The sequence below is a fragment of the Opitutales bacterium genome, from assembly GCA_013215165.1.
Classification (GTDB): Bacteria; Verrucomicrobiota; Verrucomicrobiia; order Opitutales; family JABSRG01; genus JABSRG01.
Map to the genome: position 1 here is coordinate 1 of JABSRG010000068.1, position 17,925 is coordinate 17,925.

The following is a 17,925-nucleotide window of genomic DNA, read 5'->3' on the forward strand; positions in this document are numbered from 1 at the left end:
AGACACGATCAACCGCTACAGCCCATCAATACTCAGGTTTGATCTCCGCCATCAGGTCTTATGGGATGGCTGTGTATCCTATCCTGTATTTCCGCCGAGGGTCCTGTGATACAAACTTTCAGCCTCAACCCGGATTATGCAATCGATCGCTGTAAGACAGCCGATTGTTTTATAGGACCTACCCTCATGAATTTGCCGCTAAAACCACCAGCTGAGAAGCTTATCAATCTGGTTTGAAAAAGAATTTATTCGCGTGAATTCGCGTCCATTAGCGGATTATATCATGGGTGCCGATAAAGTCGGCTGATCCCACCATCCGGGCACCTGTCTACCCGAGCTTCTTAAGCAGATTTTTGGCGCTTTTTGATATCTTCGAATTCTTCTTTTTACCGCCTCGGGGCTTTTGCTGTGTGACTGGCTTCTGAGGCCCGACAGCCGCCTCCAGGTTGCTTTGGCGGATTTGGTCGAGGACTTCCTTGCGATAGATAGTGACCTCTCGAGGAGCCTTGATGCCCAGCTTTACGCTGTCACCCTCTACTTTGGTAACGATGATCTCTACATCGCTGCCGATGACGATGGCTTCGTCTGTTTTTCGCGTGAGAATTAACATCTTACTCCTCTCCTCCCTCTTCAGCCTCGTCGAAGAGCAGATGGCGTGCGGAGTATCTTTCGTAATTCTGAATAATCACCTGCTTACCCTTGCCTGTCCTACGGTTGACCACGATCGGGCCAACGAGGTTTGTGTAGATTTTCCGGCCTGATGGCTCGTTTTTAATGATGACGATGTTGAGAATTAAGACTTCGGAAGCGTCTTGAATAGACAATTCTTCAACATCGGCCTGCATCAGTTGGATGGCATAATCTTCGACGATGCCGTTGGGTTGGATGACAATGAAAGAAAGATCAATGTCCGCGGTGGAACGCAGCCACATGAAGGGAAGTTCCTCTTCATCGTAGATCACATCCACCCGTGTCATCTCCGGGAAGCCAACGAGGCCTTTCGGGATGTGGAACTCATTGCTGCCTTGCTTGAGCTCAGCTCCCTGGACGGGGTTTTCAGTATCGTATTTCATGAAAGTGCCTTATCAATATCGCCCGATCATCACTTGGCTTGAGTGAATATAAGTGACGATGTTTAAATGAAGTCAAAGAGGCTGCGTTGTAGGAGATCGGCGCTGGTGGCCAGGGCTGCTTGATAGGCAGTTTCTGCTTGGGAATACTCGATCGCTACAGCAGCAAGATCCGCGTCGACATCATCGCCGATCCGCTGGTCTGCTCTGAGAAATGCAAATTCGTCGAAGCGCATCGTGTTTTCGATGCGAGCCTGGATCCCCGCCATTTCACCGAGGCCTTCCACTAGATTATTTTCGTCGACAAAAAGGTCGTCAGCCACGGCTGTTACGGCTGCAGCATCCTCAGCGACGAGGCCATCACGGACCGCGATTAGGTTGGCAAACAGGGTCTCAATGTCCGCATTGCGCGTGGGATCCATAAAGCCGGAAAGTGTGCTGTTATCCGAGATATTCACCGCGGCCGTATCCGTATTCCCCACATAGGCCACGGCAGTGATCGCGCCGGAGCCATCCCGTGTCACATCGAATGGGGGAGTATCGGTGGCGGTTCCGGCAAATACATGCTGCCCCATGTAGGTGTAGTTTGCGCGCTCAACCATCTCTTCGAGAAGCTGGTTCATCTCAGCCGCATAGGGAACGAAGTAATCGTCGGCCACCACTGAGCTGGACAATAGGGTAATCTCTTGGCCACGTGCGGCGATCTCCTGCATGCGCTCGACTTGAGCAAAGGAGGCTTGGGAGGTTTGCTGGACACGCTCTTGGTTGCGGCGGTATTGAGTGAGCTCACGCTTCTCAGTTTCGTTACGCATCACACGTTCAGTGGCTGCGGGGTCATCAGATATGGAGCTGAGTCGCTGGCCCGTGCTGATCTGTTCCTGAAGTTTGACCTGACGCTGGCGGAGATTGCTCAGCTGGGTCATCATATTGTCTTGGACGTTGATATTGGGAACTCGCATTGCTGGCTTAGAAATAAGTTATAACAACTCAGAAGGAGCGGACGAGTTCTTCGAGGAGTTCGTCCATAATAGAAATGACACGGGATGTCGCTTGATAAGCACGCTGGAATCGCAATAAGTCTGCGGCTTCTTCATCAAGGTCGACTCCACCGACTTTCGCGCGCTCGTTACCCAGCATAGTCTGGATGTAATCCTGGTTTTCGCTGTTTTGTTCGGCAACCGCAGCGGCTTGGGCCACACGACCCGTCACATTCACAACAAAGTCACCAAAGGTGCCGTCAATAGCGTCCCCTCCCCCTGTGCTAAAGGTCGTATTTCGCAGAGCATATATGGCCTGAACCACATCATTGGCACCGGCATTCGCGGTCGCAGAGGTAGCTAAAGTCGACGGGGTCAAGGCCGCATCGAGTGAGATCGTGGCTGCAGTTGTGCCAGCGGGATCAAAAAAATCGGTGGGATAAGCGCCATTGACCGAGGTAACGAGCTGACTAGCCAGATTATTCAAATCTGTCTGCAAATCTGCCAAACCACCATCGCGGAAATCTAGGTAGGCCTGAGCGCGACCCGAGCTGGGACCCATGACTGTAGCCCCAGTCCCGAAAACGATGTTAGTGCCATTAAAAGAGAATTCTCCATTCACCACGCCGCGCTCCAAGACCGTAACGGGCGCCCCGACGCCATTATCCACAGACACCGAGATCTGACCGAAGGAATCCGCGATGACCGCCGTCTCAATGTCCATGATCTCCGACAACTTCTCCACCTGTTGTTGGCGTGCATCACGCAGGTCAACGGCCGTCAGATCTCCTGACCTCATCTCGATCGAGGCGATCTCTACATTGAGGGCAGCTATCTGGTCGATGATATCGTTGGCAACGGCGAGTTCATTATCAAGGCGCTGATCAATGTCCGTCGCAAATGCTGATAGATTACTGGCGACATCGTTTAACTGCACGGTCAACGACTCGGCCTCCTGTAGAGTCACGGCACGCAGTGCCACCTCAGAGGGATTTGCCGCCAGCTCTGACATGGAATTAAAAAATGAGTCGAGGCGTTCGTTCAGACCTAAGGTGGATGAGTCTAGATCGGTTATGCCATCCAACGATCCTGCGTCGCTTGCGCGATTAATATCCTCACCCCAGTAGCCCACCAGCTGACGATTCATGTCGTCGGTAGCCTTAGCGTATTCCGTCTGGGAAGTTTCCCGAACGATTTGCCCGTCAATCAGTGCATCCCGAAAACTATCAAATTTTCCAGTTTCGATCCCCATGCTCTGCACCTGATCCCCAATCACAATATTTCCGCGATCCACCACCTGCATACGCTGACGCGCATACTCAGGATTATTTACATTCGCTATATTCTTACCCGCGGCTTCGATGGATCCACGGTGAACGCTCAAGGCCCGCGTCTGGTTGTAAATATTACCGATTAGAGACATGAAAGTGGGGAAAGGATCAGCAGGGTTTATCCATAAAAGGGTTTAGGCAGAGAGCTCCACGGCACCGGGGTTCGAGGCGGATTTACTCTTCATCGCACCGCGATTCGTGTATGTTTTTGTGGGCTTCAAATCGGGGCGCATGTAGCCAAGAATCTCATCGGTGATCGCCGATAAGCGGCGCAGGAGCAGACGGTTCTGATCGAGCTTTTGCTTCGACTTACGGATGAGCTGATTCACCTCTTCGGTGAGTGACACGACCATGGGTCGCATGGGTTTCGGAAAAAACTGGGCGAGTGCGGAGATGCGTTGATCAGGATCGACTTCCCACGCTCCAGCCAAATAGGCAACCACCTTCTGGCGCGATTCTTTGATTAACGAATTAGCCTCGGCCTGAGACTCGATTTCTTTGTTTATCTGCATCAAGCCTTCAGTGTCGCGATCGAGGATACATTCCTGTTGCTGGCCAAGGAGATTGAGCAATCCACCGTACTCCTGAAGCTCTGTCCTTAGTATGTTTACCAGCTCCTGGCAGAGACTCGGTGCATCCATGCTATCTAGAGATTTCATTGGCTGCTATCTGGGTTAGATTTTGCGTGTTGGGTTACTGCGGCCTGCAATGAAGTGGTGATTCCCACGCCCCCACTGCGCGTCATACTGTCGGCCATCACATCGATTAGGTAGGAGCGGTAGATGTCGTTGGCAGCAGAGTTTTGGACCATTTCGCTCTCGATGAGGGGTTCTAGCGATTCTTTAAGGAGCTGCCTCACCATCACGCCTTCGAACTGGCGGGTCGCCTCCTGGATTTTGGCCTCTTCGGTGATGTGCTTCGAATGGACCATTTCCTGGTAATTCGCGACATCTAGGCCGACGGGTGAGATGTTATTCATAACAATTCCAAAGGGGTATGATTGGCAATCAGTTCAAAATGAGTTCGGCTTGGAGAGCGCCGGCGCGCTTGAGGTTTTGCAGGATAGCGATCATCTCGCGCGTGGTGACGCCCAAAGCATTGAGCGCGGTAGTCAGGTCTTCAATCGACGGGTATTCGGGTAACACTTGGAACCCTCCAGTCGACTCGTTGACTTGAGTGGTCTGAACGGGCGTTGCAGTCGTCTCGCCATCACTGAGTGGCAAGGGTTGGCTGACATTCGTATCGTTTGTAATCGTGATGGTCAGCGAACCGTGACTGACCGCGATAGTCGAAATACGCACTTCCGACGTGGCAACGATGGTGCCGGTGCGCTCGTTGATAATGATCTTGGCGGCAGTGTCAGGACGCACCTGGATGCTGCCCATCTCTGCGAGAAAATTCATGGTCTGACCGAGGTAAGCTTCCGGCAGATTAACGTTCACTGTCGCATAATCGACCGCCTGGGCTGTGGCGGGAAAGTGGATGTTGATCGCGTCGGCCATACGCACTGCCGAGGTGAAGTCAGCATTCCGGAGCACGAGGTTGATCGAGTGGTTATCGGCGACGAGCTGGGTGTTGACGGTGCGTTCGATAATTGCGCCGTTTGAAATAATGCCGACCGTCGGATGATTCTGTTGGACTGAGGATCCTCCTTCGCCCCCGCCCCCACCGAGGAAACCTCCCACAGCAACCGGACCTTGAGCCACAGCATAGACCAACTCGTCTGCACCGAGAAGCGGTGTCTGCAGTAAGATGCCGCCTTGAAGCGTATCTGCGTCACCCAGCGAAGACACAGTGACATCGATCCGGCCCCCTTCTCGAATGAAGGGCCCAATCTCAGCCGTGATCATGACCGCAGCGACATTAGTCGCTTGAACCGCGTCTGCCGGAACGGCGATACCAAAACGTTGGAGCGTATTGGAAATACTCTGGATAGTATAGGTGAGCGTAGAATCGCCGGTGCCCGAAAGACCCACAACGAGGCCATACCCCACCAATTGGTTATCTCGGCTACCTTCGACGAAAGTCAGGTCCTTGATCCGGGTCCCATCCGCGGCTTGAGCCGCGATAGGGGTCCCGATCAGTGCGAGTAGCAAGCTCGCGAAAAAGAGGTTGAAGGCACACCTGTAGCCACGCCGCTCTGTCGGCTCGCTGTCTGCGGTTTCAACCCATGCATCCCTCACACGGCGACGGAGCGCCGCGGCTACATCAGTTGAGAGTTTTTGAAAGTGGGAATGCATAGCGAGGAGGCGGGAAAATCAAAATGGGTTGACGAGGTCGTTCAGTTTACTCAGCCAGCCCTTGCGCTGGGCGTCGGTGATTGCTCCGGCTGAAATAAACTCCACGGTAGCGTCAGCGACACGGCTGGATAGAACGGTGTTTGCAGCGGTGATGTCTGACTTGCGCACCACCCCGCGCAGAACGACCCACTGGCTCTCGCCGGCGAAGCTCACTTTGCGCGCCCCCTCGACCACGAGGTTTCCATTCGGGAGACGATCGATTACGAGGACGCTTGCCCGCGCTGTGACCGCTTTGCTATCAGATATCGAGCCGCCGCCGTTGAACGAGTTGGAACCATCAATCTGAGTTCCAGGGAGAGCCCCATTCACCGATCCGAAAGCACTGGCAGCCAGTGGAAACAGCCATTGGGTGACTGAGTTATCGATCGACATATCCTTGGTCGTCGTGCTGTTTTGGCTTGAGCTGCTGGTGCTACTCTCGTCGATAACTATGGTGAGGATATCGCCCACCGCGCCGGCTCGGTGGTCGGCAAACATGCCGCGTTCATTATTTGAATTCTTTAGCCAGAGGGACTCTGCATAGGATAGTGACGGTCCCAAGCAGAGCCCCCCGGCTAACGCAGCGGTACGAATATACCGCGTTCCTTGGATGAGGACATCTCTGACGGAAATTTTCATGGAAGGAAATTGGAGGTTTTTAAAAAACTACTTGGACAGTCTTCTCCCGAATCACCCGGGCCTGGAAAGACTTGTTAGAGGTCGTATTGCGGACCGTGATGAAATCACCAGCCGCGCCGTTTTCGAGGGCGAGCGCCTTCATGTTGATCTGAAGGGTGCCTTCGCTGACCAGTACATCGACGCTGTCTCCACGACGGACGTGGGGGCGAAGTGTAATATCGCGCCAGCTTAAAATTCGGTCCGACGCAATCCCTTGACGCACCTCATACTGAGCTAAATCAACACTGGTAGGGACGATGTCAGAACGACTCCGTAACAAATCAATGCGGCGGATCTCCATGACGTCTGCGCTCAGCGGCTGACGTTTGGCCATGGGGAATGTGGATCTCCAGGCATCGACCCAAAGTTCGCAATTCACCACACGAGACAGCTCACCAACTGTTTTGCCCGCACTGATGAGGCGCAAGCGGATCGGCGAAACAGATTCAGGACCGTCTTGCGGCGCTCGTACTATGTCGACGTCCCAATCAATGCTGGACACGCGATACGGGCGCCAGTTGCGAGCCATCGTCACCCGAAAGTCTCCAGAGATTTGGTAGTGCTCCTTTAGTTTTTCGCGAAGGATCGAAGTCATCTCAAACTCTCGAATGTATACAGGCTCGTCACGTATGACCTCCGCCTGTGCAACGAGAGCGGTAGCCTCGCGTGTTGCCGGCACCTCCACTTGCTCGACAACACGCGATTCGGCTACGCGTTCCTCCTCTATGCGAATGACGTGGTTGATATCTGACAAAAAGTCCGTGAGCGGTCCGGTGCGGGTCGCTGCGGCATGACTAGCGGCAAAGACTGCTACCAGGAGAGCCAAAAAGCCTTTCCAAGGTCGTGCTATCATCGTCCTACCTATCGTTTGAGTTGGCCCACGTTACGCAGCATCTCATCGGATGTAGTGATGGACTTGGAGTTGATCTCATAGGCGCGCTGAGCGACGATCATATTGACCATCTCTTGCACCACATTGACGTTGGACATCTCTAGAAAACCCTGGCGCAAGCCACCGATCCCATCGTTCCCAGGGTTACCCGTTGCCGGGGCACCGGAGGCCGGAGTTTCCTCGTAGAGATTACCTCCGAGGCTACGCAGGCCGCTGGGATTGTTAAAGCGAGTCAGCTGAATCTGGAAGGTGGTATCCCCCCCAGGTGTCTGGACAGTGACTTCGCCTGTCGGAGCGACGCTTACGCCGGTAGCATTTACCGATACTTGGCCAAACCCGCTCAAAACTGTATGCCCGTCAGCCGTCACCACCTGGCCGTTGGCATCCAGTTTAAACCCTCCATCACGGGTGTAGGCCGTTGAGCCATCAGGACGCTGTATTTCAAAAAATCCGTTGCCATCGATCGCCATGTCGAGGCGTTCGCCCGTCTGTGTGAGCTGGCCTTGTGTAAAAATTCGTGCTGTCGATACCACACGGGCACCATTTCCTAACTCCACACCAGCAGGGACGATGTTTCCTCCCCCAGCTTCGCCTCCGACGGGACGCGCATCTTGGTAGAGCAGGTCCTGAAATTCGATTTTCTGCTTCTTGAATCCAGTCGTGTTCACGTTCGCGATATTGTTCGCGATGGTGTTGAGGTTGAGCTGCTGCGCCTCCATGCCGGTGGCGCCTGAATAAAGTGACAAGTTCATAGAAGGTGGAGATTATCGGTTAGGTGGAGCCAATTGCTGAATGGCCTTGTCCAAATGCTGATCGTAAGCGGTGATGACTTTAGCATTAGCCTCATAGGCCCGAGACGCCTGGATCATGTTTACCATTTCGCGGATGGGAGACACATTGCTGTTTTCAACAAATCCCTGAAGCACTTGGGCATTCTCAAGCTCTTCAATCGCCCCTGCACCCGGCTCAGTCTCGACGAAGCCCCCGTCGGCCATCTTCAAATTGTCCTGGTTCATAGGCTGCAAAATACGGAGCTGGCCGATCACATTGCCGTCTTGGTTGATTTCACCGTTGGCTCCCACGCTGAACGCTCCCAATGCCTGATCTATATTGATGGCTCCGGTAGTGCCTTGGACTTCAAAACCATTTTTGTCTACTAGGACACCTTCAGCGTTGATCTTAAACTGGCCGTCACGGGTGTAGAATGATCGTCCAGCAGGATTTTGGACTTCGAAAAAACCCTCACCCTTTATCGCGAAATCGAGCGGATTGGATGTGGGCTCCATCATGCCCATGACCATAGAAGAACGATGGCTCATCGCCGGGAAAATGTTTTGTCGGAGATCTTGATTACCCAGCTCAGACCCGTCTGCTGCCTGTTGAACCTTGTGCTCAAACGCGGCGCGCTGAGCTTTATACCCCTTCGTAACGCTGCTCGCTACATTACGCGACGTAATGGCCTGCCAATCCTCGATCGAGGTAAGGGCTGCTGCGTTCTGATAGACTCCAATATTCACGCCGCAGTTCAAAGCAACGCAAATGCCAGTTACTTAAAACATTGATTTACAAACACTTAAGATTTTATCAAATCTTAAGTGTTAAATTTTTCCGCAGACCAGGGAAGATTTTACCTGACGTCCCCAAATTTCAGATCAACCGTGCTCACGCAGAAATTCTTCTAAGCCCGCGGCCATTTTTGGACCGATTCCAGGGACTTCAGCAATCTCATCGGCTGTCGCTGCTTTGATAGCAGGCAGAGATTTAAAATGCTCGAGCAGCGCGGCACGCCTCACCTTCCCCAGACCTGAAAAGTCATCCAGGATCGTTTCCTTAATCTTTTTGCTTCGGAGTTCAGCGTTAAATGTGTTGGCAAAACGGTGTGCTTCATCGCGGAGTCGTTGGAGGAGCCTCAAGGCCGAATCGTGGTGTGACAGTTGGAGCTCCCCCCGTTCGTCGGGAAAAATAATGGTCTCGAGCTTCTTCGCCAGACCGATCAAGGGAGGGGGCTCGAGTCCCAGAATCAGAAAAGCCTTCACGGCAGCAGTCACCTGCCCCGCCCCCCCATCGATCACAACGAGGTCCGGCATGGGCTGCCCTTCGCGATCCAGACGACCATAGCGCCGCCCGACAACCTCTTCCATAGCTCGAAAATCGTCGTTGCCTTCAAACGACCGAATCTTGAAGCGGCGATAACGTTTCTTGTCCGGCTTGCCGTCGCGAAAGTGGACCATAGACGCGACGGTGAAAGATCCTGAAATGTGAGAAATGTCGAAACACTCGAGTGTCTTAATTCCCTCCCCGATCTTAAGATGGTCTGCGAGGGATCGGAGTGTGTCTCCAAGATCTTCGAGACCGCCAGGATGATTCCGGGTAAACTTACGCGTTTTCGAGAGCGTGGCGCGCATCGCATTCACGGCATCCCGCAACTCGGCAGCCTTTTCAAATTCTAGATTTTCCGCGGCCTTGGCCATCTCCTCTTCGAGATCCGTGAGCCATTCACGATGCCGTCCCTCAAGGAATGCGCACGCCTCCTCCAAGCGTTCTTCGTATTCCTCTGCAGTTACCTCATTAGCATGACCGTAAATCTCCTGTCTGGCATCGTCGTAAAGCCGCCAAATACCATTCTCTTGTTTAGCAGGGCTGGCATCCGCCAGTAGAATCCCGAACTTGCGACGCATCTGACCCAGTGTTTTGCGTAGCAGGCCTGATTGAGCGAAAGGGCCGAAATAGAGGCTACCGTCCTCGCGCCGATTTCTTGTGAGCCTGAAGCGCGGCAAGGTCTCCGAACGATCCACCCGTACGAGTAGAAAGCGCTTGTCGTCAGTAAAGTCTGTGTTGTAGCGAGGCTTATATTCCTTGATCAACCGCCCTTCCAGCAGCAGCGCCTCGGCCTCTGATTTTACCTCGATTGTATCGAAGGTATAGATGAGCGAGAGCATCGCGCGCACCTTGGGCTGTGCGATTGAGAAACGCCGAGACGCCTGAAAATAAGTCGAAACCCGCTTTTTTAGGTCTTTGGCCTTACCCACATAGAGCACCTGGCCCAAGCGATCTTTCATAAGATAAACGCCAGGACGATGCGGCAGGCGACGCACTTGTTCCTTCAAGTCAGTTTCGGATTTTTCTTTCAAGCGAGGTTGAGTCGGGGAAATTTATTAACTCCTTATGAAAGGATTACTAATGCTGTCTGTAACAAACCCAATTCAATGGAGCGAAAACCGCGCATAGAGATTATCAACCTTGGAGATGAATTACTCAACGGGATCCGTTTGAATGGGCATCTGACTTACCTGGGTGAAAAATTTGCTGAACGCGGTTTAACCATTGCAAGCGCGAGCATCATTCGTGATCGCCCCAATGACGTAAGGCCGGAGTTTTGCCGCGCATGGGATGCGGCGGATATTATCATTACAACGGGTGGACTTGGACCTACCACCGACGACCTCACCCGCGAGGCAATCGCCGAAGCTCTCGGCCTTTCTCTGGAGTACCACTCCTCAGTAGAAACATCGATTCGCGAACGCTTCGAGCGCCTTGGGCACCCAGTCACCAAGAATAACTTAAAGCAATGCTATGCCCTCAGCGGCGCGAAAATCTTGCCAAATCGACAAGGCACGGCGCCCGGCCAATACCTCACCCGCGATGGAAAACACCTTTTCATGCTACCGGGACCGGTTACGGAATTACACCCTATGTTTGAGGAGCAAGTCCTGCCCATATTGGAAACCCTTGGGTTTGCCGATCCCTATCAGGCTTACATTCAATTACGCACTGTAGGCGTCGGAGAGTCGAAACTCGAAATGCTGCTGCAGCCCCATTTCGCTCAATACCCCGGCCTAGGTATCGGCTACTGCGCTCATCGAGGCGTCGTCGACTTGCGGCTCAGTATTGGCACCGCATCCATGAATCGGATCCAACTCGAAGACCTCGCCGAAACATGTCGCGATGAGTTGGGTGAAGACTTTCTTTGCTACGGTGACCTCAGTTTAGCGCAAGTTGTCTACGATAACCTGCGCTCTACCGATAAAAGCTTTTCAACAGCAGAGTCGTGCACCGGCGGCTTGCTAAGTAGTTCGTTTACCGACGTTCCCGGAGCATCAAAATTTTTCGCAGGGGGTTCTGTCTGTTATAATAATGACGCCAAGATCCAGACTCTAGATATACCAGAAGAAATTCTTATCCAGCACGGAGCGGTCAGCCGTGAGTGTGCCCTAGCCATGGTCACAGGTGCGGCCGAACGCTTCGGCACCGACTACGCTCTATCCATCACCGGATTCGCCGGCCCAGGTGGCGGTTCGCAAGACAACCCTGTGGGAACAATATACATTGGTTATTTCTCCCCGTCCGGCATCTGGTCGCACAAAGAAGTGTTCGCCGGCTCGCGTGAAAGCATCAAAGAACGAGCTGTAATCGCCGCACTCGATTTCATGCGCCGCCGCCTCCACAGCGCACGTGTTGAAGATTTTATGGCCACGGAACTGGATTAGCGTTCAAGCGTAGATCCAGTAAGGCTCATTATAAAGCAGGGTGGCACAGCAAACCAGGAGTTGCCAGCTTCCCGATCCAACGTTGGCTTAGTGCTATGTCCGACCAGGTCACCACGCTCACTTTCTTTCGCTACCCGAAGTTTTTTCAGCGGGCGTGGGCGTTCACCATGATGCAGTTCGCTCAGGGTCCGTTGAACCGGACCGAAGACCTAGTCTTCTACCGCCTCCTGGGCACCGGAAAAGGCGAGACATTTAACCCGCGACCCGAGTGGTCAGTTTATGGGCTCCTACAAGTTTGGCCCAATGAGGCTACGGCTGAAAAATTCCTGAGCACGCACCCCCTGATGGCCCGTTATCGCCGCGTAGCATCGGAGGCCTGGACTATTTTCATGACATGCCAGAAGGCACATGGTGAATGGGCTAGGGCAAATCCCTTTGAAGAGCAGGGTGAATCGGCAAATCCAGATGCACCTGTCGCCGCAATCACACGGGCCACGATACGCCTCAAGAGTTTACCAAAATTCTGGAAATATGTCCCCACATCCCAGGCTCCGCTAGCAAACGCTGAAGGGCTGGTCTATAAAATAGGTATTGGCGAAGTGCCCATCGCTCAGATGGCGACATTCAGCATCTGGGAAAGTACGCGAGCGCTCAAAGCTTACGCCTACCAAAGCCCAGAACACATGGAAGCGATCCGCAAGACGCGCGAGTTGGGTTGGTATAAGGAAGAACTCTTCTCCCGCTTCACGCCGTATCGGTCAGAGGGGTCCTGGGGTGGACGCGATTTTGGGGAGTTGCTGAAGGGGGCATGAATCAGCTCTGTGGTAGGGGCGGATCGCCGAGCCGCCTGGCTGTTTGATCTGGGTCAATCCTCAGCATACTGCCTCGAGAAGATCCCATCAAAAACCCCAGAAATCACACCATAAAGTGCCCCCAGCGGCGACAGAGCGCCGCTGCTACAACACGCTTTACTCCGCCTTCATCGAAACCGCTGGAACTTCGTCCTCCTTCGGCTCACCAAAGGACCAGTAGGCACGCCATGCGCCCTTGAGCAACCGACCAATATCATTGAAGATAATAAAGTTTATCGGCAGCAAAATAAGCGTCACGAAGGTGGTAAATACGATGCCGAAGCCCAGCGATACTGCCATCCCTTTAAGGAATTGAGCCTGGGTACTTTGCTCTAACAGGAGCGGAGTCAGCCCCATAAAGGTCGTCAACGAGGTAAGAATGATCGCCCGAAAACGCGCGGCTCCCGCCGTATTGACCGCCTCAAATAGAGACATGCCGCTCTTCAGCCGTTTGTTTATGTAGTCGAGAAAGACAATACTGTCATTCACCGCTACACCAAACAGGGCCAACATACCAAACTGGCTGAGCTGGCTCACACTCTCACCCACGATGATGTGTCCCAGAAGCGCCCCGGCTACGCCAAAGGGGATAGTAGTAACAAAAACAATAATAGGCTGAATGTAGCTTTTCGTCGCAATCGCCATGAGCGCATAGACCAGAAACATGACCAGGATAATGCCCTGAAACAGCGCCCTCGCTGAATCACGACGCTCCTCCTCCTCACCTTCCAGACTGTAACGCATCCCAGAAAAACCATCAACGATGCCTGGCAGCTGCGTGCGTAAATCCTCCAAAACTGCGTCTACATCCGTCGCCGTCGCATCCAGATCGGCAGTGACGTTGATAGTTCTGTTTCGATCAACACGGGTGATGGCCGAAAACCCGCGCCCAATCTCCATTTCTGCCACACTGTCAAAAGGCACCGTGCCGCCGCGCGGCGTCTGGACTTTCATATTGCGCAAATCTTCGATCGATCGGCGGTCATCCAGCGGAAAGCGAATCATCACACGCACATCATCACGCACACGTTGGATGCGCTGGGCTTCCAGACCAAAGAAGGACTGCCGCGCCTGACGCGTGAGGTCATTGAGCGTGATACCAAAGGCCTCCGCCTCAGGCCGAAGCTGTAGCTTGATCTCCTGCTTTCCGTTTTGAAAACTGTCCTTGATATCAAAAAGGCCATTTACGGTGAAGAGATAGTCTCGGATCTGTTCCGAAGCCGCAGCGAGATCCTCAAAACTTGGACCCGACAACTGCACATCTACAGGCTCGCCACCGCGGCCAATACTAGCCCGAAAAGACAATTCTTCTGCTCCTGGGATCACTCCAATATAACGCCGCATCTTGCCCATGAGTTCACGACTAGTGAGGCCAGAGAAGACCTCAGGAAGTACCTCGGGTGGCATGAGCTGAAAACTGACGCCACCCAAGTGACTCTGACCGGTCCCGCGCCCAGGACGCGTGGCACCAACCACCGAGCTGATCGCCTCCACAATGCTTTCTCCGGTATCTGGGTCCGTATATTCTTCACGCAATTTGATCGCCGCTTGCTCCATCCGGTCCACATGCCGTGCTGTGATCTCGGGCGCGGTGCCCAGGGGCATCACGAGCGATACTGAAGGGTATTCCGTGTCGATACGCGGGAAAAATACTGAACGTAATTTACCACTCGCCAGCATGCCGAAGACAATAAATGCGATAAACACAAACACCCCCATCGTCGTGTAGCGGTGGCGCATACACAGGGCCAAAAAGGGTTTGTAGACCTTTTCCACAAAACGCTCCAAGCCATCGGCAACTGCGCGCTGAGCCCGCATCAGTGGATTCATTTTCGAACGATCATGCCCCACAGAGAGGTGTTTTAAGTGAGCCGGAAGGATTAACTTCGATTCTACCAATGAGAACAGAAGAACAGGAATGACGATGATGGTAATCTGCGCGAAAATTGGTCCACGCCCCGCCTCCATCATCGTAAGGGGGATGAAGGCAACCATTGTTGTTAAGACTCCGAGCGTCACAGGCGTGGCCACATCCTTCGTACCCACGACAGCAGCCTCCTCGGGGGGCATCCCACTCTGGATCCTCGAAAAAATACTCTCCCCGGTGACAATCGCATCGTCCACGACAATACCCAACACCAAGATAAAGCCGAAGAGGCTGATGATGTTGATTGTCGTATCGGTGTAAGGCATGAGGGCAATCGCCCCCATAAAACTCAGTGGGATACCGAAACAGACCCAAAGCGCGAGTGCCGGTCTGAGAAATAGCGTGAGCACTGCAAATACTAAAATGATCCCAGTGGCCGCACTGTTAAGCAGGGTATTTAAACGGGCATCGACGACCCGCGAACGGTCCTGCCAATACTCGATAGTCACCCCCGGCGGCATACTCATCTTTTGAGATGCCACATACTCACGCACCGATTCCGCGGCGCGGAGGATGCTTTGCTTTCCGATAACAGTCACATCGACAAAGATAGCTGGCTCGCCGTTGAAATTGACCGACGATGGGGTCTCCTCAAATCCGTCAGAGACCCGCGCTACATCCCCGACCCGCAACACTGAGCCATTGGCATCCGAACGGATTACAATATCCGCAAACTCCGTCCCCTCGTAAGCTTGGCCTTTCGTCCGCAGAAGAATTTCAGAGGTGTCGGTCTTAATAGAGCCAGCTGCCAAGTCCAAAGACGAACTGCGGATCGAGCCTGCGATATCCCCAAAACTCAGGCCATATTCCTCCAGGGTTTCCTGCTCCACTTCGATTGAAATCTCATAGGGGCGCGTCCCTGAGACTTGAGCTTGAGTGATTTCATCCGTTGCTAACAAATCTTCTCGCACACGTTCGGCCAGCGTACGGAGCGCCGCCTCATTCAAATCCCCATAGATCGCGACACCAATGGATGGAAACGTGCGCTGGGCGAGAGAGATCTGTGGGTTTTCGGTCTCTACCGGGAATGTGTTGATGGTGTTCACACGGTTTTTGACGTCTTCCAACAACAGCCGCGGTTCATATCCCTTCTGCACTTCGATACGGACGGTCCCGGACCCTTCATTGGCTGTCGATGTGATCTTCTGAATGCCTTCTAAGTCTTGGACCGCTTCCTCAACGCGAATGACCACGGCAGTCTCCACCTCAACCGGTGTCGACCCACGATAGGGTACGCGCACACTGATGACATCTGGATCCGTGCTCGGGAAAAACTCTACTGGGATCTGGTTGGTAAAGACTGGATAGAGCCCCATGCCGATGATGGCAGCAGCAAGCAAGTTGGCAGCGATACTATTTTTGGTGAACCACGCGATCATGATCTGGCCTCCTTAACAAAGTTAACTTGCTGATTTTGCGTCGGATTGCTCGGGCTTAGGGCGCCTATCCTCCACGCCTCTGCCAGCGCCTTCAGGACGCTGCCCTGGGCCACCTTGACCGGCACCAGGACGCCCCCCACCCGCACCCGGTCCGCGACCCACCATGCGGGGAGCTTCGCCTTCTATCTCGAATGAGACGGATGCCCCATTAGCTGTAAAAGGCAGCGGCGTGACACTTATAATCTCCTGGGCTTCTACATCTTCGGCTACCACCACGTTCGCCTCGTCCGTCCAGATGACATTCATCTCGCGACGATCGACAGTCCCTTCTTCGCTTAGAAATACGACCTCATTACCACGCAAAACCGCCTGAGTCGGTATGGGAAATACATTCTCCAGGACATTGCCCTCGATCATCGCTTCAACAAACAACCCAATCTTAAGTGGCGGGCGTGTTGTATCCGCTTGGGAAAAGGGGTCATTGACCTGGGCGACGACATACAGCTCACGAGAACTCGCATCAATCGTTGCCTCCGTTCGCACGATCCGGCCCTCCCAAGAATACGTCTGCCCCCCATAGTCACCAAACAATGTGACCTTCGGCTTCGGACCGACAGTCTGCTGATCGGCATAGACCTCAGGCAGTTCGACGAAGGCGAGGTCCTGATTACGCAGCGGCAGCCGGACTTCCAAAAAATCGGAGGCAAAGACCTCGGCAAGCATCGTTCCAGGAGTGACATATTGACCGATATCGACGCGCTTGCTGCGGATACGACCATTGTAAGGCGCACGGATCTCGGTTCGATCGAGATTGCGCTGAGCTCGATCTACTTGAGCCTCTGCCGAAGCGACATCAGCTTCGGCCTTGAGCAATTGCGGCGTCCGCGTCACCAGCCCCTCAGGAGCGCGTCCGGGATTAACGCGCTCCCAATCGATACGCGCCTGTTCTACCCGGGCCTTCTCCTCCTCGAGGTTCAACCTCATTTGAGCCAGACCAGCCTCCGCGCTACGCACCGCGGCGACATAATCTCGATCATCGATCTTCACCAGCACCTCATCTTCCTCGAAGAAACGCCCCTCCAAGAAACTCTCCGAAATCTCCACGATACGCCCAGACACTTCGGGAATCAGACTGCTCGTCGTGCGCGGACGCACCAAGCCGCGTGATTCAATCGTCACCTGATAATCGGTAGGCATGAGCCGCTGCGCTTCCACAAAAATGCTCGCTGCTCGCGGTGGCGCAAAACGCGCTTCCGGACGAGAAGCAGCCATTTGCCGATAGATCAGAAAGCCGCCCACGATGAGGGCGATGGGTAGAATGATTTTAAGAAGCTTAAGCATTTTGGGCAGTGCGATTAAAAGTCTAACGGTGCAGAACAAATGCCGCAGATCCCCGAAAAGCAAAAAAAGTTCAGAGATAAATCAGTTAATTTTTGTTCATAAAGCTTCCCGGCAGGCATTCCCGACCCTAAAAGCCACATCGCTCTTTCGACATGTCAGCGCCATTGCGGCGAGGCAGATATGCACATACCTCCTACATAATTAAAAAAACATTCGCGTGCATTAGCGGATAAAAAATTCCCTCGCCCAGCGAGCCGACTGAGCGGCTCTGCTACACGTCTTTATTTACTTTGGCGCGGCGGGTTTTGAGGACGTAGCCGAAGGTTAAGAGGCCAATTAAGAGGGTGATGAGCTTGGGCTCGGGGATGACGCCACCGATCTCGGTGGTGATGGGTGAGAAGAGGCCGCGCTCTTCGTAGACCTGCAGGCTGCCGTCGGGGCCGACTTCGTGGTAGCGAAGGTTTCCGGCGAAGGTGATGTTATAGCCGTCCTGGGTGAGCGAGTCGGAGGCAAACCAAGTGGGGCGGCCGTCGTCGCCGTTGGTCGGATCCCAGTTTTGCGGGAGTTCAAAGTCCATGAGTTCTGCATAGTCGCCGCCGCTGCTCGCGACGATATCGCCCACGCTGATCACTTTGCCAAATTCGAAAGTGTTGGGATCGAAGGCGAGCACCCCTTCGAAAGTGCCTATGACGTCGCCGCCGTAGACACTGGAG

17 protein-coding genes are annotated in these 17,925 nt (G+C 53.6%); 2 read left to right on the forward strand and 15 right to left on the reverse strand.

Translation table 11 applies throughout. The features are described 5' to 3' along the window. Positions 1-328 precede the first annotated feature (328 nt). The 12 genes from csrA to HRU10_13140 form a co-directional block, all read right to left on the reverse strand. Positions 329-610 carry a carbon storage regulator CsrA gene (gene csrA / locus HRU10_13085; GenBank protein ID NRA28165.1) on the reverse strand — a complete coding sequence of 94 codons (282 nt, stop codon included), beginning with the start codon at positions 608-610 and terminating at the stop codon, positions 329-331. A gap of 1 nt (position 611) precedes the next feature. Continuing rightward, the gene (locus HRU10_13090) at positions 612-1,073 is read right to left on the reverse strand and encodes a flagellar assembly protein FliW (GenBank protein NRA28166.1); all 462 of its coding nucleotides are present in this window, start codon (positions 1,071-1,073) and stop codon (positions 612-614) included. 62 nt (positions 1,074-1,135) lie between these two features. After that, positions 1,136-2,029 (reverse strand): hypothetical protein, encoded by an 894-nt coding sequence (locus tag HRU10_13095; GenBank protein ID NRA28167.1) that lies wholly within the window; start codon positions 2,027-2,029, stop codon positions 1,136-1,138. 28 nt (positions 2,030-2,057) lie between these two features. Beyond that, on the reverse strand, positions 2,058-3,470 hold the full coding sequence (gene flgK, locus HRU10_13100; protein ID NRA28168.1) for a flagellar hook-associated protein FlgK: 1,413 nt from the start codon (positions 3,468-3,470) through the stop codon (positions 2,058-2,060). Between the two features lie 42 nt (positions 3,471-3,512). Further along, positions 3,513-4,037, reverse strand: a complete 525-nt coding sequence (locus HRU10_13105) for a flagellar protein FlgN (protein ID NRA28169.1) — start codon at positions 4,035-4,037, stop codon at positions 3,513-3,515. Beyond that, a complete protein-coding gene (locus HRU10_13110; GenBank protein NRA28170.1) occupies positions 4,034-4,357 on the reverse strand; it encodes a rod-binding protein in 324 nt (107 codons plus the stop codon). The genes HRU10_13105 and HRU10_13110 overlap by 4 nt, the downstream gene beginning before the upstream one ends. Positions 4,358-4,385: 28 nt before the next feature. Further along, the gene (locus HRU10_13115) at positions 4,386-5,618 is read right to left on the reverse strand and encodes a flagellar basal body P-ring protein FlgI (protein ID NRA28171.1); all 1,233 of its coding nucleotides are present in this window, start codon (positions 5,616-5,618) and stop codon (positions 4,386-4,388) included. Between the two features lie 18 nt (positions 5,619-5,636). Continuing rightward, on the reverse strand, positions 5,637-6,296 hold the full coding sequence (locus HRU10_13120) for a flagellar basal body L-ring protein FlgH (protein ID NRA28172.1): 660 nt from the start codon (positions 6,294-6,296) through the stop codon (positions 5,637-5,639). Positions 6,297-6,315: 19 nt separating this feature from the next. After that, entirely contained in the window at positions 6,316-7,188 is an 873-nt protein-coding gene (gene flgA / locus HRU10_13125) for a flagellar basal body P-ring formation protein FlgA (GenBank protein ID NRA28173.1), read from the reverse strand. A gap of 8 nt (positions 7,189-7,196) precedes the next feature. Beyond that, positions 7,197-7,979, reverse strand: coding sequence for a flagellar basal-body rod protein FlgG (gene flgG, locus HRU10_13130; GenBank protein ID NRA28174.1), 783 nt, complete (start codon positions 7,977-7,979; stop codon positions 7,197-7,199). 12 nt (positions 7,980-7,991) lie between these two features. Beyond that, positions 7,992-8,744 carry a flagellar hook-basal body protein gene (locus HRU10_13135; GenBank protein NRA28175.1) on the reverse strand — a complete coding sequence of 251 codons (753 nt, stop codon included), beginning with the start codon at positions 8,742-8,744 and terminating at the stop codon, positions 7,992-7,994. Between the two features lie 135 nt (positions 8,745-8,879). Continuing rightward, positions 8,880-10,286 carry an excinuclease ABC subunit UvrC gene (locus tag HRU10_13140; protein NRA28176.1) on the reverse strand — a complete coding sequence of 469 codons (1,407 nt, stop codon included), beginning with the start codon at positions 10,284-10,286 and terminating at the stop codon, positions 8,880-8,882. A gap of 147 nt (positions 10,287-10,433) precedes the next feature. Between HRU10_13140 and HRU10_13145 the strand changes: the two genes are divergently transcribed. Both HRU10_13145 and HRU10_13150 read left to right on the forward strand, forming a co-directional pair. After that, entirely contained in the window at positions 10,434-11,714 is a 1,281-nt protein-coding gene (locus HRU10_13145; protein NRA28177.1) for a competence/damage-inducible protein A, read from the forward strand. Positions 11,715-11,809: 95 nt separating this feature from the next. After that, positions 11,810-12,526: a DUF3291 domain-containing protein gene (locus tag HRU10_13150; GenBank protein ID NRA28178.1), complete on the forward strand. Its 717-nt coding sequence runs from the start codon at positions 11,810-11,812 to the stop codon at positions 12,524-12,526. A gap of 156 nt (positions 12,527-12,682) precedes the next feature. Here HRU10_13150 and HRU10_13155 read toward each other — a convergent pair whose 3' ends face one another. The 3 genes from HRU10_13155 to HRU10_13165 all read right to left on the reverse strand — a co-directional run. Then, the gene (locus tag HRU10_13155; protein NRA28179.1) at positions 12,683-15,871 is read right to left on the reverse strand and encodes an efflux RND transporter permease subunit; all 3,189 of its coding nucleotides are present in this window, start codon (positions 15,869-15,871) and stop codon (positions 12,683-12,685) included. A gap of 21 nt (positions 15,872-15,892) precedes the next feature. Next, positions 15,893-17,212, reverse strand: a complete 1,320-nt coding sequence (locus HRU10_13160) for an efflux RND transporter periplasmic adaptor subunit (protein NRA28180.1) — start codon at positions 17,210-17,212, stop codon at positions 15,893-15,895. Positions 17,213-17,483: 271 nt separating this feature from the next. Then, positions 17,484-17,925 (reverse strand): hypothetical protein (locus HRU10_13165; protein NRA28181.1); only part of this gene is annotated, 442 nt, incomplete at its 5' end.

Coding starts and splice junctions, on each gene's coding strand:
- HRU10_13105 (NRA28169.1), bottom strand. CDS start 4,037: ATGAAATCTCTAGATAGCATGGATGCACCGAGTCTCTGCCAGGAGCTG.
- csrA (NRA28165.1), bottom strand. CDS start 610: ATGTTAATTCTCACGCGAAAAACAGACGAAGCCATCGTCATCGGCAGC.
- HRU10_13160 (NRA28180.1), bottom strand. CDS start 17,212: ATGCTTAAGCTTCTTAAAATCATTCTACCCATCGCCCTCATCGTGGGC.
- flgA (NRA28173.1), bottom strand. CDS start 7,188: ATGATAGCACGACCTTGGAAAGGCTTTTTGGCTCTCCTGGTAGCAGTC.
- HRU10_13115 (NRA28171.1), bottom strand. CDS start 5,618: ATGCATTCCCACTTTCAAAAACTCTCAACTGATGTAGCCGCGGCGCTC.
- HRU10_13095 (NRA28167.1), bottom strand. CDS start 2,029: ATGCGAGTTCCCAATATCAACGTCCAAGACAATATGATGACCCAGCTG.
- HRU10_13110 (NRA28170.1), bottom strand. CDS start 4,357: ATGAATAACATCTCACCCGTCGGCCTAGATGTCGCGAATTACCAGGAA.
- HRU10_13145 (NRA28177.1), top strand. CDS start 10,434: ATGGAGCGAAAACCGCGCATAGAGATTATCAACCTTGGAGATGAATTA.
- HRU10_13155 (NRA28179.1), bottom strand. CDS start 15,871: ATGATCGCGTGGTTCACCAAAAATAGTATCGCTGCCAACTTGCTTGCT.
- flgK (NRA28168.1), bottom strand. CDS start 3,470: ATGTCTCTAATCGGTAATATTTACAACCAGACGCGGGCCTTGAGCGTT.
- HRU10_13090 (NRA28166.1), bottom strand. CDS start 1,073: ATGAAATACGATACTGAAAACCCCGTCCAGGGAGCTGAGCTCAAGCAA.
- HRU10_13150 (NRA28178.1), top strand. CDS start 11,810: ATGTCCGACCAGGTCACCACGCTCACTTTCTTTCGCTACCCGAAGTTT.
- flgG (NRA28174.1), bottom strand. CDS start 7,979: ATGAACTTGTCACTTTATTCAGGCGCCACCGGCATGGAGGCGCAGCAG.
- HRU10_13120 (NRA28172.1), bottom strand. CDS start 6,296: ATGAAAATTTCCGTCAGAGATGTCCTCATCCAAGGAACGCGGTATATT.
- HRU10_13140 (NRA28176.1), bottom strand. CDS start 10,286: ATGAAAGATCGCTTGGGCCAGGTGCTCTATGTGGGTAAGGCCAAAGAC.